Genomic DNA, 16,755 nt, shown 5'->3' on the forward strand with positions numbered 1-16,755 from the left:
CCATGCACGCTGAATTTTTCAACTATTTGATGGCGCCGGGATCGATGGCTATCATCGGCGCATCCGAAAGAAATTTCTATTCACGCAATGCCTTGCAGCGCCTGCAAGACTGTGGCTATGCGGGAAAAGTGCACCTGGTCAATCCTGGAACATCCGAAGTGTTCGGCAAGCGTTGCCACGCGAACGTCAAGGATATCGGTGAATCGATCGATATGGCGCTCGTCGTGGTACCACGTACGGCTGTAATCGGGGCGTTGCGGGATTGTGTGGAGGCGGGCGCAAAAGCCGCAGTCGTCGTATCGACCGGATTTGGCGAAAGTCACGACGCTGTAGGCCTGGCGTTGCAACGGGAATTATCAGAATTTCTTGATGAGCACCCTATTGCACTGTGTGGTCCGTCCTGTCTGGGTGTTGTGAACATGATAGACGGGTTCCAGGCCTTTGGAGGACATCCCGGCACTGAAATCTTGCCAGGGAGCATTGGGCTGGTTTCTCAGAGTGGCGCAAATGTTCATAGCTACATCGGTGCGGCATCTGCCAGAAATCTGGGGTTTTCGTATGTCGTTTCCAGCGGCAATGAGGCTGGCATGGATGCGACAGACTACATTGACTGCTTTCTCCGCGATCCGGATACGAAGGTCGTATGCGCGTATATCGAGAGTTTCAAGTCCTCCGATGCCTTGATTCGCGTAGCCGAGCAGGCACTGAAAGTCAGCAAGCCGCTCATCGTTATCAAGATCGGTCGCTCACCGTCGGCGGTTCGCGCTGCGTTGGCTCACACTGGGGCCATGACGGGTCCCGACCACTACTTTGATACGCTGTTCCGTCAGTATGGAATCATTCGGGCGAATACCATCGAGGAGTCGCTGGATCGGGCTTGTATCTTTGCGTCCTCTCAGGAAGCATATTGGCCTTCCGGAAGACGAGCTGGCGTTGTATCTGTCTCGGGCGGATTTGCTGCGACGCTGTCGGACCTGTCCCGAGATGGTGGGTTCGATGTTCCAGAACTTGACGCGAGCAGTGTCCGGAAACTGCTCGAAGTTCTACCGGCTAACGTTAATCCACAGAACCCGATAGATATCTCAACCCAGGTCCGGCGTGACCGTTCCGATGCGTGGGAGCGCACCGTGAACTGCATGGCCGACGATCCTAATGTGGATTTCGTGTTGAATGGCGAAGCTGTGCCACTGGACGACGATCGCTTGCAGGAACTGACCAGTATCCGATTGCGTACTGGTAAGCCCGTGTTGCTTGCCAGTACCTCACCGCATATCCAGATTCTCAATGATGCCCAGAGGGCATGGTGCCGGGAGCACCGTCTCCCCGTGGTGGTTGGCGTAGAAGGATGCCATCGAGCCATCCAGTCCACGCTAGATTTTACGGCGAAAGTCGTGCTGGCGCGTGATTCGGTAAAGAGATCGGAAATGCCGGTTGCCGCATTACCCAGGCCTGCCGGGCATGTCCTTCATGAAGTTAAGGCACGCGAGTTGCTCCTTCGCTTCGGCATTCGAGGCCCAGAGAGCGAATGCGTCTCAGATGCCAGTGAGGCTTCGTCGGCGGCAGCGAGGATCGGCGGCCGGTTGGCCGTCAAGATCGTATCGGATTCGATTACGCATCGAACGGACCGTGGGCTGGTGCACCTGAATGTTTCCCCCGCGACAGCGTTTGAAGTGGCCAGCGAGATTGAGCTACGCGTCAAGCAAGAGGAACCGGCGAACCCTCGCTGTCAGATTCTCGTGCAGAAGATGGTGGAAGAGGGGGTGGCGGAATTGTTTATCGGCGTGACCCGGAGGTCTGGGCACCGACCGACGTTACTTGTCGGAATGGGGGGAATCCTTGTTGAACTGTTCGGTGATCACGTTTCGCGGATCTGCCCCGTGGACCCGGTTCAGGCCGGGGAGATGTTACGCGAACTGCGTGGATTTCCGTTGCTCGACGGATTTCGAGGCCGTCCGAAAGCCGATTTGCAGTCTGTAATTCGCACTCTTTGCGCCATGTCGGATTTTGCTATGGCCGCCTCACAGTGGTTAGGCGAAGCCGAAATCAATCCTCTCATCGTTTTGCCAGAAGGCCGGGGTGCGCTGGCAGTCGATGCACTCGTTGTCGTCGACAGCAACGAGTCTCACTGAGGAGTACTGCGTCCTGGGCGCGAATCGATAGCGGTTCCGGCGGCGCTGGATCTTTATGCTTTAACAGATGAAAACATCTTTGAATAAATAAGGAGCACAAAATGGATCAAGAATCGAACGCGACATCTCAGGACATCCTGAAGCAGCACGCAGCGCATTATGAAAGCGATATGGGCGGGCTACCCGAGGCGCTGGTCCAGCTTGCGGAGTATGCACCAGAGACGTTCGACGCCTATTCGCGTATGCGCACGACGATGCTCAAGTCTGAGGCAGATGGCGCGAAGTTGCCCCTGAAGTATAAGCATCTGATCCTGGTTGTACTGGACGCTATCCGTGATGAACCTATCGGCATCGTAAACCACACGCGTGCAGCGATGAACGCCGGGCTATCGGTTGACGAACTTATTGAAGGAATATTGCTGGGTATTATCGTCTATGGAATGCCAGCGTGGGGAAAGACCGGACGTAAGGCCGTCACCTTTGCTGTCGAGTTTGAAAAAGAGCTGGCAGGCAAACGCACGTAAATCGGCCGATGTGAACGTCGCTGCTTTTTTGCGGCGTCGCACGCGCAGAGCTCTGGCTGACATGCGATGGGCACGGTTTGTATCCGCATCGTGATATGAGTGTCAGGCAACGTAAGCTATCGTGGCGGCTGCATACTTTCAGTCCGGTAGTTTGTGCATGGATGCGGGGCCTTGCCGTGCTAGTGTCGCCAGCCACCGACCTGCGTCGACGCCGTTTACCTTACATTCGTCCAGGTATCCAGAATGATATTCGCCCTTGACGTAAATTAAATCTATTTCTACTATAGAAAAAAATTACGACGGAAGCGTTGAGGGTCAACGGGTGGCGTGGGCGCCCGGTTGCTCGCTCCGACGAATAACCCGGGCATCATGAACCGATCGCCCATGCAGGGACGGTCGATCAATCAATTAGTTATTCTTAAGAGATGGCGGACGGTGCGCCTGTTGTTCTCCGTGGCTGGGGAGCGCGGACAGATGAAGCGGGACGAGACGAAGAGGCCGATGCCTGAAGGGTCTCAGGACGAACGTAGATACGAAAAAAATTAAATGACTGGAGACACTTCAATGAAAAGCTATTTATTTTTGTTTCTCGCTGTTCTGGCCGCTGACGTGCATGCACAAAGCAGCATTACGCTCTATGGTGTGATTGACGACGGTATAAATTACGTCACTAACGAAAACGGACATTCGGCCTGGCAGATGGCGAGTACCGTTATGCAGGGGGAGCGGATAGGATTTAGAGGCGTCGAAGACCTCGGTGGCGGTGTAAAGGCGATATTTACCCTGGAGGACGGTTTTGACGTGAATAGTGGGGGGTTGCTGCAGGGGAAGAGGCTTTTCGGCCGGCAGGCATTTGTCGGATTAAGTTCCGACGTTGGCACGATTACGTTGGGCCGCCAGTATGACCCAACGGTAGATTATGTCCAACCGCTCAGTAACAACGCTTTCTATGCTTCCTATGGGGGGCATCCGGGTGACAATGATAATCTGCAGGACAACTTTCGCATCAACAATGCTGTAAAGTTCAAAAGTGCTACATACCATGGAGCTAGTTTCGAGGCGATGTACGCGTTCAGCAATGCAGCTGGCGCCTTCAGCGGAAATAGCGCCTGGAGCCTTGGTACTGGATACAGCCAGGGGCCGATTTCCGCAGGCGCTGGCATCCTGAAGCTAAATCATCCGGCGTCGAACACCAGCGGTGCGGTCGGCAGTTCGGGTGAGGGTATCGGGTCCGATTACGTCTCGTTTGCAAATACATTTGTGGCGGGCACTGTAAATGATGAAATCATAGCGGACGGCGGCATCAACTATCTGTTTTCGAAAGGGTCGGTCGGTGTAGTGATTTCTCATGTTTTGTACGACCTGTCGGTTTCCAGGGTGACATTCAATAACTATGAACTGAACGCAAGCTACTTTTTTACCCCGGCCCTGCGTCTTGCGGGTAGTTATACCTTCACGGACGGACGCGTACCCGTCATCCATGAGAGCCCGAAATATCATCAGTTGTCGTTTGCGCTGGATTATTTTTTATCGAAACGCACCGATGTTTATGTAATGCTCGCTGCCCAGAAAGCCATCGGCACGTTTGCAGACATCATTGACATTGCTCCCTCCAATAGCGACAAACAGCTCGTTGCCAGACTCGGTATGCGGGTGAAATTCTGACCGGTGGGATCGGGTAGCCGGATGGCGGTTAAACGGATACCGTAGAGTATCGGCGATTGACTGGCGAAAACGAAAGAGCGGAGAAATCTGTGGATAGTTGTTACCGGTTGCAACGCAAAAAGGCGCCGATCACGGGTGCTTCGGGCGGACTTGCAGCCTATTTTGCTAGCATAATCGCCGGGCATGATGCCGACGTAGCATTGGCGTTCGAGTGGGCTCGCCATGGTATCCGCGTAGAAACGTTCGCGCCGGGCTATTTTGAAACCGAACTTAATCGGGATTTCTGGCAAACCGCTGCGGGAGAATCGCTGATCAGGTGCATCCCGCAGAAGCGGCTGGGCCAACTACCGGATCTGGATAGCCCGCTGCTCCTGCTCGCTTCGGATGTGTCACGCTATATGACGGGCCCGACGCTGGTTATTGACGGCGGTCATATGGTCAGTAGTCTATAGGCATCGTAATGGCAAATATCCTCTACGCGGACGCCGCGAGTGCACTTGAAGGCCTGTTGTTCGACGGTATGACGATCGCAGCGGGGGGCTTCGGCCTGTGCGGGATTCCCGAGACGTTGATCGATGCGATTTGCGCAAGCGGTGTCGGGCAGCTCACCGTCATCTCAAACAATGCCGGTGTCGACGATTACGGACTTGGCATTCTCCTGGCATCGCGACAGATTTCGAAGATGATCAGTTCATACGTAGGAGAGAACAGGGAATTCGAGCGTCAGTATCTTGCGGGAGAACTGGAGCTTGAATTCAATCCTCAGGGTACGCTGGCGGAGCGAATGCGAGCCGGAGGGGCCGGCATACCCGGCTTTTACACAAGAACGGGAGTGGGAACACTGATTGCCGAGGGCAAGGAAATCAGGGTGTTCTCAGGCGAATCCTGTTTGCTCGAAACTGGACTGACGGCTGATCTTGCCATCGTAAAAGCGTGGCGCGGTGATCCGTACGGCAACCTCGTGTATCGGAAGTCTGCCCGAAACTTCAATCCTCTCGCTGCGTCGTGCGGGCGCGTTACCGTAGCGGAGGTAGAGGAAGTCGTTGAGGCAGGCGGGCTGGAACCGGATCATATCCATACTCCTGGCGTCTTTGTCCAGCGGCTGATCCGTGCAACGCGCAATGAAAAGCGGATTGAAAAGATAACCGTACGACAGGAGTCGCGCTGAATGGCCTGGACGCGAGACGAAATGGCGGCGCGCGCTGCGCGCGAACTCAGGGATGGCGATTACGTCAATCTGGGTATCGGTATCCCGACCCTCGTTGGCAATCACATCGCCACGGGCATAGACGTGACCCTGCAGTCGGAGAACGGTATGTTGGGGCTCGGGCCTTTTCCTGCCAGATCGCAGGTCGATGCGGACATCATCAATGCCGGCAAGCAGACCATTACGGAACTGGACCGGACGAGCTACGTGTCTTCTGCGGACAGTTTTGGCATGATCCGCGGCGGACACATCGATCTCTCCGTGCTGGGAGCAATGGAAGTGGCCGGGAACGGCGATCTCGCTAACTGGATGATACCGGGCAGGATGATCAAAGGTCCTGGGGGTGCTATGGATCTGGTGGCGGGCGTCAAACGGATTGTCGTCCTGATGGAACATGTTGCCCGCGACGGCGCTCCCAAGTTTCGCAAGGCATGCACACTGCCGCTGACAGGAGCCAACGTGGTGGACATGCTCGTTACTGACCTGGCAGTGTTTGTACGGAATAACCGTTATGGGCGATTCCGGTTGATCGAGTTGGCGCCCGGCATCGACGCTGGCCAGGTTCGGGCACTTACCGAAGCGGATTATGAGGATTGAGTTCGATGAGCACGCTCGCCGGAACAGAACGTGGTCGCAGGTATCTTGCGCGCATCGCCGCGATCGAGGGCGGATGCAGTGAAGGCATACCGGCCTTCAACGTCAATCGCCGGTGCGGTTCTGGGCTGCGGCCCGTCATTTCGGCGAGCCAGTCCATCGTGCCTGGTGACACTGAGATTGCCATCGGCGGCGGTGCAGAGAACATGAGCCGCACCCCCTACATTGCAGCCGCCGCGCGCTGGGGCGCCCGCATGGGCGATAGTACGATGATCGACATGATGCCCGGTGCGCTGCACGACCCCTTCCATGGGATCCATATGTGTGTGACGCTGGAGGACATGATGCGTCTCAAACCCGCGTTTGTCATGGAAAACGGAACTGTTACCGCTGGCAACGCGTCGGGTATCAACGACGCGGCGGCAGCACTCGTTCTGATGGAGCATATTGCCGCCGAGGAGCGCGGCACCAAACCGCTGGCCCGACTGGTCGCGTACGCGCATGCCGGCGTCGACCCCAGATACATGGGTATGGGATCCGTGCCGCTCACCCGGTTGGCGCTACAACGGGCTGGCCTTGCGGTGGATGGACTTGACGTTATCGAGACCCACGAGGCTTTCGCGGCACAGGCATGTGCGGTGACTCGCGCGCTGGGGCTGGACCCCGCCAAGGTTAATCCGAATGACTCGGAAATCCCGTTGGGCCATCCGGTCGGGGCAACCGGTGCGGTGATTACGATAAAAGGCCCTGCACGAACTGCTACGGACAGGCGGCCGTTACGCGCTGGTGACGATGTGTATCGGTGACGGACCGGGTATCGCGGCTGTCTTCGAGAATCTCAATACGACTGAAACCGCCGGCATTGCATCGCTGTCTTGGTGCTAGGTTTTCAGGCATCCTGGTCCGCCTGAAGAGTTCAGATAGTGCACCGTACTCCCGCTCATGCGATGAAATGACTGTGTATCAGACGTCGTGCCGCAGGGGGTGTCGCGATTCTGCCTCACCCTATTTGCCTGCGGTAGACGCGGTGTGTTTGCCTAACCGCTTTTCTATTGGTGCGCTGTCTGTGGAAAACTACTCAAGCTGGATTGGAAGAAATGAAACCCGCCAGGACGTCGCTACGCTTCAGCCGGCTTTGGCGCTCGGGGCTACCCTGGACAGGGCGACAATCTTCCTGAATGGCCGGTCCGAACTGCCGCCACTGTCGCATTGGCTGTATTTTCTTTCGACAGCGCCTATGTCCCGGTTGGGCACCGACGGGCATCCCAGGCGGGGAGACTTCCTTCCACCGATTTCGTTGCCTCGCCGAATGTGGGCTGGAAGCCGCATCGATTTCCTGGTCCCGATCGTTATCGGGGCACCCATCGAGCGCACCAGTACAATCGTCCGTGTCAACGAGAAGAGAGGGCGCTCCGGCACATTGTGTTTTGTGACTCTTTTACATGAAGTGAAAGTTGACTCCATACTCGCGGTACGCGAAGAGCAGGACATCGTCTACCGGGAAGCATCGCCGTTGGGAGATCCACTGACGAAGGGCGTCGCGGTTACGGAATCTGCAGCGCTTGCATCACCCGACTGGACACGTACGGTCATGCCGGATCCTGTCCTGCTGTTCCGCTATTCGGCACTGACCTTCAATGGACATCGAATTCACTATGATCGGGACTATGCGACGAAGGAGGAAGGCTATCCCGGCCTGGTCGTGCATGGGCCGCTCCAGGCTACCCTTTTGCTCGATCTCATCAGTCGTAGCAGGCCCGCTGCTACCGTCAGGAAATTCAGCTTTCGAGCGAAAAACCCACTGTTTGACGGCAAACCGTTGGAGTTGTGCGCCTCTCTTTCCGGGCATATGGTAAAGCTTTGGACAGTCCAGTCAGCCCATGTAGGCATCGAGGCCGACGCCGAATTGGAATAGCATTGCCCGAAATTGCACAATTCAGCTGATTCTGGCTGAAAGGGATACGGGTACTCCCAGGTTCTTCAAGATTTTTTTCGCATATCCGGATCACCTGCTTTTAACGGCCTCCCGACGATCAGGATGTTAAACATGAGCAACGTTCCCAATGATTCTGTGGAAGAGGATGGAAGACTTCCTACAGGAAAACTTCCTTCTGCTATCGGCAAAAATCATCGCATAGCAGTCGTTGATACCCACTTTCATCTATGGAAAAGTCAGGAGATCGCTCCGCCTTCGGGCATTATGGCCGACCCATCCCTATTCAGGGATTTCGACTGGAGCGATTATGAATTGGCCATGCAAGGTGTTGCACTGGAAGCGGCGATTCACGTACAGGTTCACCACGGAAGCGAGAAGGCCAAAAGTGAATACGGTAGGGTGGAGCGATTTGCAGCCGAACATGCGCCAATCGCAGGGATGATTGCCTGGGCTCCGCTCGAGTCTCCGGGCGTCGAGCGTGAGATTGCGGAGCTTGCCCAATCTCCTCTCGTAGCAGGCGTCCGGCGTCTTACTCAACAGGAGCCGGATGAATTGTTTTGCGCAAGGCCGCAGTTCGTCGCAGGAGCAAAACTGCTCGCTTCGTACGGATTGGTTTGCGAGGTCTGCGTGCTGGAACATCAACTCAAAGGTGTAATTGCCCTTGCATCGGCCTGCCCCGAGTTGACCATTATCCTGGATCATCTTGGAAAACCCCATCTCGCAGAGCCACCGACCGAGCATTGGCTCGAGAATATGCGAATTTTGGGAATGCTGGAAAATGTAGTCTGTAAAGTTGCTCCAACACCTCTTTGGGCTTCGGATCCTCCATTGACCGCAGCGCACGCGGCACCATTTATCGAATACGTCGCAGAGCATTTCGGTTGGGATCGCTTAATATATGGAAGCAATTGGCCACCGCTGCGCATTCTGACGGACGATGCTTCTCAATGGGCCGATATAGTCTTTAAGACTTTGCATTGGGCGAAGGCCGATGAACTTGGCAGGTTATTTAGCGAGAACGCACGGCGAATATTTCGCCTGAATAAGGGCCATCGATAACAAGCCAAGGGAGAGTTGAAAACGCTGCCCGATGGGCAGATCTCGCTGATTGACCCTGATGCTAGCTCCATGGCGACAAGCGGCCCTGGCTCGGGATGGTGGGCTGTAACGTGCAGGCAGCTGTAGAGATGCCAGGCACCATCTCATCGCTCGTTGCCACGCGCAGCGACACGCGCTGGAGGCAGAACTGGCGCGGGTCCATGCGGCGCTGGCCGCGCGCGACCGCGAACTGATGGCGGCAGGCGAAAGGTTTTCGCGCGATCTGGAGAAGCAGCGGGAAGTGGCCGAACGTGCGGAGGAGCGGCTCAGGGCGTCCGAAAAGCGCGCCCTGCTCGAGATCGACCGCGAGCAAAGTACCGCGACGAAGGTGCAGAAGAAGCTGGACGAAGCCGTGCGTTTTCTGCTGTCCTGGCCTTCAGCGCTGTCAGGTATGGCTTGACGCGGGTCACTATCGAACCACCGAATGAGAATGAAGTGGCACAAGCGCATGATGCACGACTTCTGCTGCCTGTTCGCGGGGCCTCGATTCCGCCGCGCGGAGCAGACTGCGGCGGAAATAACCGGTCAGCAACGCATGGATCATGCTCGCTTCGTGCCGCGAATCGATGTCTTCGCTGATTTCCCCCATATCCTGTGCGGCTCGCAACGCGGTTGCAATGCGCGCTTGCGCGATCTGACCCGCTTCGTCGAGGGTTTCCGCGGATGCGATGGTATTGTTCATTGGCCTCGCCAGCAGGATGCGATAAAGCCGCCGCGTTGTGCCTTCGCATAATACTGTGTGCAGCCTCGTTTGCAGGTCTTGCCGTAATCGTTCGAGGGGGCTGTCGCAATTCTCGAGCACCGGCACCATGAATGGGTCTAACGGCAATGCGGCACGCTTCAACAGTGCATCCAGCAGCGCCGCCTTGTCGTCGAAGTGGCCATAGATCGCGCCGCGCGTCACCAGCGCCGCGCGCGCGACGTCTTCGAGTGACGTGTGCTCCGTTCCGTACGCGGAAAAAGCCAGCTCGGCTGCGTCGAGTATCTTTTCCCGCGTGGCGAGGCCCTGTAACTTGCGATTCATTGCGAGGCATGCAGCTAGCGCGCGGGCGTAGTCATTGGCAGACGGGGACGTCACGGCTTGACGACTCGTATGCCCGGAAGTCGAATCCGGGTGTACGCGCGTCGGCGACGCGCAGTGCCGTTCCTCGGGCTAGTAGTTTGCGTGCCGCCATATGATCGGTTGCGCGATTGCATGATTCGACCGCGATCAGCCGGTCCTCCCGGAAGCAGAGCACGCTGAACTGTCTCTGCTCGATCGAGCCGATCACGACTGCTTCGTCGTGGCCACCCGAGAGTCCGGCGATTTGCAGCTTGAGGTCGCCCTGGTCGCTCCAGAACCAGGGGAGGGCATTGTACGGTGCAGGTGTTCCGACTAGCCTGGCGGCAACCGCACGGGCCTGATCGACGGCGTTCTGAACCGACTCCAGCCGTACCCGCGTCGCGCTCCACGCACAGGGGAAGCTGACTGCGTCGCCGATTGCCGAGATTGCCGGATCGCTGGTGACGAGCTGCTCGTCGACGCAGATGCCGTTGTCGACGCAAAGGCCCGCCGCTGCGGCGATTTCGGTATTGGGCAGCACGCCGATCCCATATACGACGAGATCCGCCGGCACCCACTCGCCACTGCCCGTTTCGACCGCAGTGACCTTGCCGTCCTTGCCGATGAAACGCGTGACGGTTTGCCCGAAATCGAACACAACGCCCCAGCTGCGATGCGCATCGCCGAACAGCGCGGACATCGGTTCCGATAGCGCGCGGGCCATCGGCCGCTGGCCGAGTTCGATCACGCGCACCGACAAGCCCTTCGCAGCGGCCACCGCCGCGAATTCGAGGCCAATGAACCCTGCGCCGATGACAACCACGTTGCGCGCGGCGTCGACTCGCGACGACAATGCGTCGGCGTCGGCGAGCGTGCGGATGCCGAACACACCGTCGAGCTCGATGCCGTCGACGGAAGGCACACGGTTGCGCGCGCCGGTCGCCAGCACCAGATGGTCGTAGGCCAATCGTGCCCCGTCCGCGAGGACCACGCAGCGTGCGTCCCGATCGATCGCGGCAACCGTTGCCTGGAGACGCTCGACGTGCTGTTGATCGAACCATTCGTCGGGCCTGAAACGCAATGCGGCCGTCCCGATCTTGCCGAGGAGATAGGCCTTCGACAGCGGCGGCCGTTGATAGGGCACGCCCGGCTCGTCGCCGACGAGGGCGATGCCGCCCGTGAAGCCGGCCTGCCGGAGCGAGGCGGCGGTCTGAAAGCCGGCCTGACCGGCGCCCACAATGACAAGGTGTTGTACTGACATGGCTGATTATGCAAGGGTGACTGGATCGAACTTCGGATAGCGGCCGAGCGGCAGCAACAGCAGTGCGCCGCACAGGAACGCCGCGCCGCAAGCCGCTACCATCGCCGCGTAGGTACCGGTCGACGCATAGAGCCTGGCGGAGCACCACGGAGCGAGCGCCGCGGCCGCGGTGATCAGGGAGACGTGCACGCCGAACAGGCGGCCGTAGTCACGCATCCCGAAGTAGCGCGAGACGAGATAGGCGCCGATGTCGAACTCGGCGCCGGCACCCACGCCGACGAGCATCGTGGCAAGCGTCAGCAAGCCGGTCTGCGATGCTGCTGCGCTGCTGAGCAGCACGCAGCCGAACGCCGGGATGGCGAGCGTCACGGCGGCGACACCGGGCGCCCACAGCCGGTCGAACAGATAGCCGACGATCAGCCGGCCGACGATCAACGAGACGCCGAAACTGCCGAATATGCGACTCGCCCCGGCGGCGGAAAGCCCCTTGTCGCAAAGCAGCGGCACGGTGTTGCTTATCATCGCGACGACGGCGGCGACAACGAGCGCGAGCGCAATGTTGAGCGTCCAGAAGCGCGTCGACAGCACGGCGGTCCGAAAGCACACGCCTTCTTCGCTGCGGATCGGTGCGGCGACCGCTATTGCGGCCGGGCGTGGCACGGGCACCCTCATCCAGGCCATCGCCAGAGGCAGGACGGCGAGCGGCGCGAGGGCGAGCAGCACGAAGCCGCCTTGCCAGTGCCAGCGCGAGATGGCCCATGTAACGGCGGACGGATAGACCATCGCCGCTAACCCGGTGCCGGACAGCATCGCGGCCAGCGCGAGACCGCGATTGCGCGAGAACCAGAGGATGATGAGATGCGCCCACGTGACCTGTGTCGCACCCGCTCCGGCGAGCGGCAGGAGCACGCACATCAGATAGAGCCAGCCGATCGAATGGCCGAGCTGCGTCATCAGCGCGTAGCAGAGCCCCATGCCGACGAGCGAGAGCGCCGTGACGCGCAGCATGCCGAAACGCGCGTTGAGGCTGGCGACCGCTTGCGTGCTGACGATCGTGCCGGCGAACAGACAACTGATCGCCGGTTGCAATTCCGCGCGACTCCATCCGAATGCGTGCTGCAAGGGAATCACCAGTGCGCCGAACGAATAGAGCAGGGACGCGCTGGCCGACACGCCCAGCCCGAGCACCGCGACCAGCACGATGCGCCAGGCGCCGAGGAACTCACCGGGATCGATTGCCGTAAGACGGGAACGACGGGAGCGGGGCATTGAGATAATCCTTGGGATCCTGCTGGATGACGGATGGGTTGCCTGACCTTATTCCCGGACGAGCAGCAGGCTCGCGCCGAGCGGGCCGCCGCCGGCCGCGGCGAGCGCCACGTCATGCGGCGCGACCTGGCGCTCGCCCGCGCGGCCCCATAGCTGGGTGCACGCTTCGTGGACGTAGCCGAGGCCATGCGTGCGGCCCCCGGACAGCTGTCCGCCGTTCGTATTGACAGGCAACTGCCCACGGCGCGAGATCCGCTCGCCGCCCTCCACGAACGCACCGCTTTCGCCTCGCGGGCACAGTCCGAGTCCTTCCAGCCAGAGCATCGTCAGGATTGAAAAGCCGTCGTAAAGCTGCGCGGTGCCGACATCCTTCGGTTTGAGATCGGTGCGTGACCACATCATGCGGCCGACGTCGAACGCCGCCATTTCAGTCAGCGAAATCTGGTCCCACGACCAGCGCTGATGCAGTGCCGAGCCGATCGCCTCGATGCGGATCGGGGGATGAGGGCCTTCGCGCGCGAGGTCCGTGCGCGAGAGGACGATTGCTGTCGACGCGTCGCAGTGCACGTCGCAGTCGAACATTCGCAGCGGGCTCGAAATCATGTTCGAGGCCAGGTAGTCGTCCATCGTCATTGGCTTGCGCATCACCGCCTTCGGATTGAGCGCCGCGTTGCTGCGGCAGGTGAGAGCGATCTGAGCCAGTTGTCCGGATGTCGTGCCGTACTCGTGAAAATGCCGCTGTGCATAGAGCGCCATCAGGTTGACGGCCGAGATGACGTTGAACGGCGTATACCACTGCCAGAAGTAGCTGCTGTCGCGTCCGGCGGTCTTGTTCGTCAACGCGCTGGCGCTTTTGCTGCGCTGCCGCGCCGTTGCCTCGGTGATCGTGCGGAACACAAGCACATGCCGGCACAGGCCCGTCGCGATCGCCATCGCTGCGTTGACGATGCCCGTCAGCGGTCCCGGTCCTTCATAACCCGCGCCATACCAGTTCACGTTCAGCCCGAGCACGTTCATCAGCGCGTTTGGACCGACCGGCGAGAACGGGTTGCCATTGTCGTTGTCGCCCGGCCAGCTGGCGATACCGTCGATGTCGCTTCGTTCGAGCCCGGCATCCGCGATCGCTTCGAGCGCGGCGTCCACGCTCAACTGGATGGCCGAGCGGTTCGACGGCCGGCCGATTTCCGACTGGCCGATGCCGGTGATGGCAACGTTCTTTTCGAATAATCGTTCCATCAGGCGTGACTCCGCTCGTCGTCGAGCTCGAAGAGCGGGAGCCAGACATCCTCGATCTGCTCGAACGTGACGCGCACCGGCATGCCGATGTGGATCTCGTCTACGGGGGAACCGACGACATTGCTGACGAAACGCAGCCCGGGCTGTTCTGACAGTTCGACGATCGCCACCACATAAGGGACTGCAAGGTCCGGCGTCCACCGCTGTTGATTGACCGTGAAGCTGAATACGTGGCCGCGTCCTGACACCGGCCGCGCCCCGACCTCGGCCGACAGGCAACGCGGGCAGATGGGCGCGGGCGGATGAAAGAAGCGTTCGCACCGGGCGCAGTGGTAAATATTCAGCACCCCTTTTGAACCGCCTTGCCAGAACGGCGCGGTCTCGGGAGTGAGGGACGGTAATTTTCTCTCCATGAACGCTTCCGGTTTTTTGATTGTTCTGTCGCTGACGGTGGTTGACCCACCTCGATTGCCACCATAATATATGAACAGAAACTCAAAAACTGTATTAAATGAGGCTCGCGGCGACAGGGTTTTCCCGATAGGTATCGCTGACGCTGCCGTAAAACTGGAGACAGACCATTCTATGGACACGAGGCAGTTGGCGCACCGCACGATAATCGTCACGGGCGGGCTGGGCGCGTTGGGGCGCAGCGTCGGTGCAGTGCTGGCCGCACGGGGCGCGCGTGTTGTGCTGATCGATCGCGCAGAGCCAACCGCGGTAGCGGGTGTCGCCGCGGTCGTCGGCAAGGTCGATCTGGGAGAGCGCGAGAGCACCGCGCACGCTTTCGCGGACGTGGCCCGGCAACTGGGCGGCTTCAACGCACTTGTGAACGTCGCCGGCGGCTTCGCCTGGGAAACGCTGGAAGGCGGCAGCGTCGAAACATGGGACCGCCTCTACGCGATGAACCTGCGCAGCGCGGTCGTCGCGTCTCGCGAAGCGCTGCCCCATTTGCTGCGCCAGCCTCCCGGGCGCATCGTCAACGTCGGCGCGCTCGCCGCGCAGAAGGCCGGCGCGGGCATGGGTGCCTATGCCGCCTCGAAGGCCGGTATCGCGCGTTTGACCGAAGCGCTCGCCGACGAGCTCAAGGATCGCAATATCAATGTGAACGCCGTGTTGCCGAACGTTCTGGATACTCCGGCAAACCGCGCCGACATGCCGGATGCCGATGCGACGCGCTGGGTATCGACCGAAGCGTTGGCCGCCGTGATCGCCTTTCTGCTGTCCGACGACGCCGGTGCGGTAACGGGCGCGTGCCTGCCCGTCGCGGGACGCATGTGATGGCGGCGCGCGCTCTCGCAAACGGCCATTCACCGGTGGCAGCGGAGGAAACGTTCGGCTGGAGCGACCGCTTCCTGCTTGGCTTTGCCGCGATGGACGAAACCCATCGCGAGTTCGTCGATCGGGTCGCGGCGCTCAAGCGTGCGTCCGATGCCGAATTGCCCGCGCGGCTCGCGGAATTCGCGCAGCACGCCGTCGCTCATTTCGCGCAGGAAGAGCGCTGGATGACGACCACCGCGTTTCCCGCCGCGCAGTGCCACGCCGACGAACACGCGGCGGTGCTGCGTTCGGTGCGTGAGGTCGAGCAGATGCTGCGCGACGGTGCGGCGCTCACGCTCGCACGTGATCTGACCCAGGCGCTGATCGACTGGTTTCCCGCGCACGCCGATTACATGGACGCAGCTCTTTCCCACTGGATGAGCAAGCGCACGCACGGCGGCCTGCCTGTCGTGCTGCGGCGCGGCGTCGCCGGGCCGGCCCGCGTCTCCCACTTCTAACGGACTCTACCCCGATGAGACTCGTAACTTTCCAGACGGCCGACGGCGTGCAACGTGCCGGCGCGCTCTTCGACAACGACCAGGCGGTGCTCGATCTGCGTGCGGCGCTGATGTTGACGCGCGGCGGTGACGGGCTCGCGCTCGCGAGCGTGCAGGCGTTGATCGAAGGAGGCGACGCCGCTCTCGACGAAGCGCGTGCGCTGCTTGCACGAGCGCCTTCCGGCGCGGTGCTTGAGCGCCGCACGCTCAAGCTGCTCGCACCGATCCAGCCGCCGACGCAAATGCGCGACTGCTCGTGCTTCGAGCTGCATCTGCGACAGAGTTTCGCCGCCGCGCGCCGCGCCCGGGCACTGCGCACGCCGGATCCGGAGGCAACGCTCAAGGCCATGAACACGCGCGCCGACGATCGCGTGATCGATACGTTCAATCGTCAGCCGATCTACTACAAGTGCAACCGCTTCGCGGTGATCGGCCCCGACGACGACGTCATCTGGCCGGACTACAGCAACGCGCTCGACTTCGAACTCGAGTTCGGCTGCTATATCTCGACGCGCGCGAAGGACGTGCCGCGCGACCTGGCGCGTGCGCATATCTTCGGCTACACGATCTTCAACGACATCAGCGCCCGCGACGCCCAGGCGATCGAGATGGGCGGCATGCTCGGCCCGGCGAAGGGCAAGGACTTCGATACGGCCAACGTGATGGGACCGTGCCTGGTGACCGCCGACGAGCTTGGCGATCCGTACGACCTGACGATGATCGCGCGCGTCAACGGCGAAGAGTGGGGGCGCGGCACCACGCGCGACATGCGCTGGACGTTCGAAGACGTCATCGCGCACATCTCGCGCTCGGAAACGCTGTATCCGGGCGAATTCCTCGGTTCGGGCACGGTCGGCAACGGCTGCGGGCTCGAACAGTTGCGCTACCTGAAGCCCGGCGATGTGGTCGAGCTCGAAGTGGAGCGCATCGGCGTGCTGCGCAGCCGTGTGGTGCGGCCGGCGAAGCGCGCATAGGGA

At 60.0% G+C, this 16,755-nt stretch carries 17 protein-coding genes and 1 pseudogene; 13 read left to right on the forward strand and 5 right to left on the reverse strand.

Features of this window, described 5'->3' with window-relative positions; genetic code table 11:
• Positions 1-2: 2 nt before the first annotated feature.
• The 10 genes and pseudogenes from BXE_RS39355 to BXE_RS39400 all read left to right on the forward strand — a co-directional run bounded on the left by BXE_RS39355 (position 3) and on the right by BXE_RS39400 (position 9,553).
• A complete protein-coding gene (locus tag BXE_RS39355) occupies positions 3-2,129 on the forward strand; it encodes an acetate--CoA ligase family protein (RefSeq protein WP_011493723.1) in 2,127 nt (708 codons plus the stop codon).
• A 101-nt stretch (positions 2,130-2,230) separates the two neighbouring features.
• Positions 2,231-2,653, forward strand: a complete 423-nt coding sequence (locus BXE_RS39360) for a carboxymuconolactone decarboxylase family protein (RefSeq protein WP_011493724.1) — start codon at positions 2,231-2,233, stop codon at positions 2,651-2,653.
• Positions 2,654-3,217: 564 nt separating this feature from the next.
• Positions 3,218-4,318 (forward strand): porin, encoded by a 1,101-nt coding sequence (locus tag BXE_RS39365; RefSeq protein WP_011493725.1) that lies wholly within the window; start codon positions 3,218-3,220, stop codon positions 4,316-4,318.
• 56 nt (positions 4,319-4,374) lie between these two features.
• Positions 4,375-4,770: an SDR family oxidoreductase gene (locus BXE_RS48375; RefSeq protein WP_081435633.1), complete on the forward strand. Its 396-nt coding sequence runs from the start codon at positions 4,375-4,377 to the stop codon at positions 4,768-4,770.
• An 8-nt stretch (positions 4,771-4,778) separates the two neighbouring features.
• Positions 4,779-5,486 carry a CoA transferase subunit A gene (locus BXE_RS39375; RefSeq protein ID WP_011493726.1) on the forward strand — a complete coding sequence of 236 codons (708 nt, stop codon included), beginning with the start codon at positions 4,779-4,781 and terminating at the stop codon, positions 5,484-5,486.
• Positions 5,487-6,122, forward strand: a complete 636-nt coding sequence (locus BXE_RS39380) for a 3-oxoacid CoA-transferase subunit B (protein WP_011493727.1) — start codon at positions 5,487-5,489, stop codon at positions 6,120-6,122.
• 14 nt (positions 6,123-6,136) lie between these two features.
• Positions 6,137-7,004, forward strand: a pseudogene (locus BXE_RS39385) (acetyl-CoA C-acyltransferase); the annotation flags it as partial.
• Between the two features lie 181 nt (positions 7,005-7,185).
• A complete protein-coding gene (locus tag BXE_RS39390) occupies positions 7,186-8,034 on the forward strand; it encodes an FAS1-like dehydratase domain-containing protein (RefSeq protein WP_011493729.1) in 849 nt (282 codons plus the stop codon).
• 132 nt (positions 8,035-8,166) lie between these two features.
• On the forward strand, positions 8,167-9,114 hold the full coding sequence (locus BXE_RS45020; protein WP_233518915.1) for an amidohydrolase family protein: 948 nt from the start codon (positions 8,167-8,169) through the stop codon (positions 9,112-9,114).
• A gap of 232 nt (positions 9,115-9,346) precedes the next feature.
• Positions 9,347-9,553 carry a hypothetical protein gene (locus BXE_RS39400; protein ID WP_011493731.1) on the forward strand — a complete coding sequence of 69 codons (207 nt, stop codon included), beginning with the start codon at positions 9,347-9,349 and terminating at the stop codon, positions 9,551-9,553.
• 9 nt (positions 9,554-9,562) lie between these two features.
• Here BXE_RS39400 and BXE_RS39405 read toward each other — a convergent pair whose 3' ends face one another.
• The 5 genes from BXE_RS39405 to BXE_RS39425 are packed head-to-tail and all read right to left on the reverse strand — an operon-like array spanning position 9,563 to position 14,374.
• The gene (locus tag BXE_RS39405; RefSeq protein ID WP_011493732.1) at positions 9,563-10,177 is read right to left on the reverse strand and encodes a TetR family transcriptional regulator; all 615 of its coding nucleotides are present in this window, start codon (positions 10,175-10,177) and stop codon (positions 9,563-9,565) included.
• Positions 10,178-10,208: 31 nt separating this feature from the next.
• Complete coding sequence (locus BXE_RS39410) at positions 10,209-11,456, reverse strand: NAD(P)/FAD-dependent oxidoreductase (RefSeq protein ID WP_011493733.1); 1,248 nt, start codon at positions 11,454-11,456, stop codon at positions 10,209-10,211.
• A gap of 6 nt (positions 11,457-11,462) precedes the next feature.
• Positions 11,463-12,725: an MFS transporter gene (locus tag BXE_RS39415; RefSeq protein ID WP_011493734.1), complete on the reverse strand. Its 1,263-nt coding sequence runs from the start codon at positions 12,723-12,725 to the stop codon at positions 11,463-11,465.
• 48 nt (positions 12,726-12,773) lie between these two features.
• On the reverse strand, positions 12,774-13,961 hold the full coding sequence (locus tag BXE_RS39420) for a thiolase family protein (protein ID WP_011493735.1): 1,188 nt from the start codon (positions 13,959-13,961) through the stop codon (positions 12,774-12,776).
• Positions 13,961-14,374: a Zn-ribbon domain-containing OB-fold protein gene (locus tag BXE_RS39425; protein ID WP_011493736.1), complete on the reverse strand. Its 414-nt coding sequence runs from the start codon at positions 14,372-14,374 to the stop codon at positions 13,961-13,963. Before BXE_RS39425 ends, BXE_RS39420 begins: the two co-directional genes overlap by 1 nt.
• A gap of 172 nt (positions 14,375-14,546) precedes the next feature.
• Between BXE_RS39425 and BXE_RS39430 the strand changes: the two genes are divergently transcribed.
• From BXE_RS39430 to BXE_RS39440, 3 genes are read left to right on the forward strand one after another with little or no spacing between them, the layout of a single operon-like run.
• Entirely contained in the window at positions 14,547-15,242 is a 696-nt protein-coding gene (locus tag BXE_RS39430; protein ID WP_011493737.1) for an SDR family NAD(P)-dependent oxidoreductase, read from the forward strand.
• Complete coding sequence (locus BXE_RS39435) at positions 15,242-15,739, forward strand: bacteriohemerythrin (RefSeq protein WP_011493738.1); 498 nt, start codon at positions 15,242-15,244, stop codon at positions 15,737-15,739. The genes BXE_RS39430 and BXE_RS39435 overlap by 1 nt, the downstream gene beginning before the upstream one ends.
• A gap of 14 nt (positions 15,740-15,753) precedes the next feature.
• A complete protein-coding gene (locus BXE_RS39440) occupies positions 15,754-16,752 on the forward strand; it encodes a fumarylacetoacetate hydrolase family protein (protein ID WP_011493739.1) in 999 nt (332 codons plus the stop codon).
• Positions 16,753-16,755: the final 3 nt, after the last annotated feature.

The organism is Paraburkholderia xenovorans LB400 (assembly GCF_000013645.1).
GTDB classification, from domain to species: domain Bacteria; phylum Pseudomonadota; class Gammaproteobacteria; order Burkholderiales; family Burkholderiaceae; genus Paraburkholderia; species Paraburkholderia xenovorans.

Bases quoted from the DNA above. Each gene is read 5' to 3' on its own strand.
- BXE_RS39380 (WP_011493727.1), top strand. From the start codon at position 5,487: ATGGCCTGGACGCGAGACGAAATGGCGGCGCGCGCTGCGCGCGAACTC.
- BXE_RS39365 (WP_011493725.1), top strand. From the start codon at position 3,218: ATGAAAAGCTATTTATTTTTGTTTCTCGCTGTTCTGGCCGCTGACGTG.
- BXE_RS39355 (WP_011493723.1), top strand. From the start codon at position 3: ATGCACGCTGAATTTTTCAACTATTTGATGGCGCCGGGATCGATGGCT.
- BXE_RS39400 (WP_011493731.1), top strand. From the start codon at position 9,347: ATGGCGGCAGGCGAAAGGTTTTCGCGCGATCTGGAGAAGCAGCGGGAA.
- BXE_RS39440 (WP_011493739.1), top strand. From the start codon at position 15,754: ATGAGACTCGTAACTTTCCAGACGGCCGACGGCGTGCAACGTGCCGGC.
- BXE_RS39375 (WP_011493726.1), top strand. From the start codon at position 4,779: ATGGCAAATATCCTCTACGCGGACGCCGCGAGTGCACTTGAAGGCCTG.
- BXE_RS39430 (WP_011493737.1), top strand. From the start codon at position 14,547: ATGGACACGAGGCAGTTGGCGCACCGCACGATAATCGTCACGGGCGGG.
- BXE_RS39405 (WP_011493732.1), bottom strand. From the start codon at position 10,177: ATGAATCGCAAGTTACAGGGCCTCGCCACGCGGGAAAAGATACTCGAC.
- BXE_RS39420 (WP_011493735.1), bottom strand. From the start codon at position 13,961: ATGGAACGATTATTCGAAAAGAACGTTGCCATCACCGGCATCGGCCAG.
- BXE_RS39415 (WP_011493734.1), bottom strand. From the start codon at position 12,725: ATGCCCCGCTCCCGTCGTTCCCGTCTTACGGCAATCGATCCCGGTGAG.
- BXE_RS39360 (WP_011493724.1), top strand. From the start codon at position 2,231: ATGGATCAAGAATCGAACGCGACATCTCAGGACATCCTGAAGCAGCAC.
- BXE_RS39435 (WP_011493738.1), top strand. From the start codon at position 15,242: ATGGCGGCGCGCGCTCTCGCAAACGGCCATTCACCGGTGGCAGCGGAG.
- BXE_RS39410 (WP_011493733.1), bottom strand. From the start codon at position 11,456: ATGTCAGTACAACACCTTGTCATTGTGGGCGCCGGTCAGGCCGGCTTT.
- BXE_RS45020 (WP_233518915.1), top strand. From the start codon at position 8,167: ATGAGCAACGTTCCCAATGATTCTGTGGAAGAGGATGGAAGACTTCCT.
- BXE_RS39425 (WP_011493736.1), bottom strand. From the start codon at position 14,374: ATGGAGAGAAAATTACCGTCCCTCACTCCCGAGACCGCGCCGTTCTGG.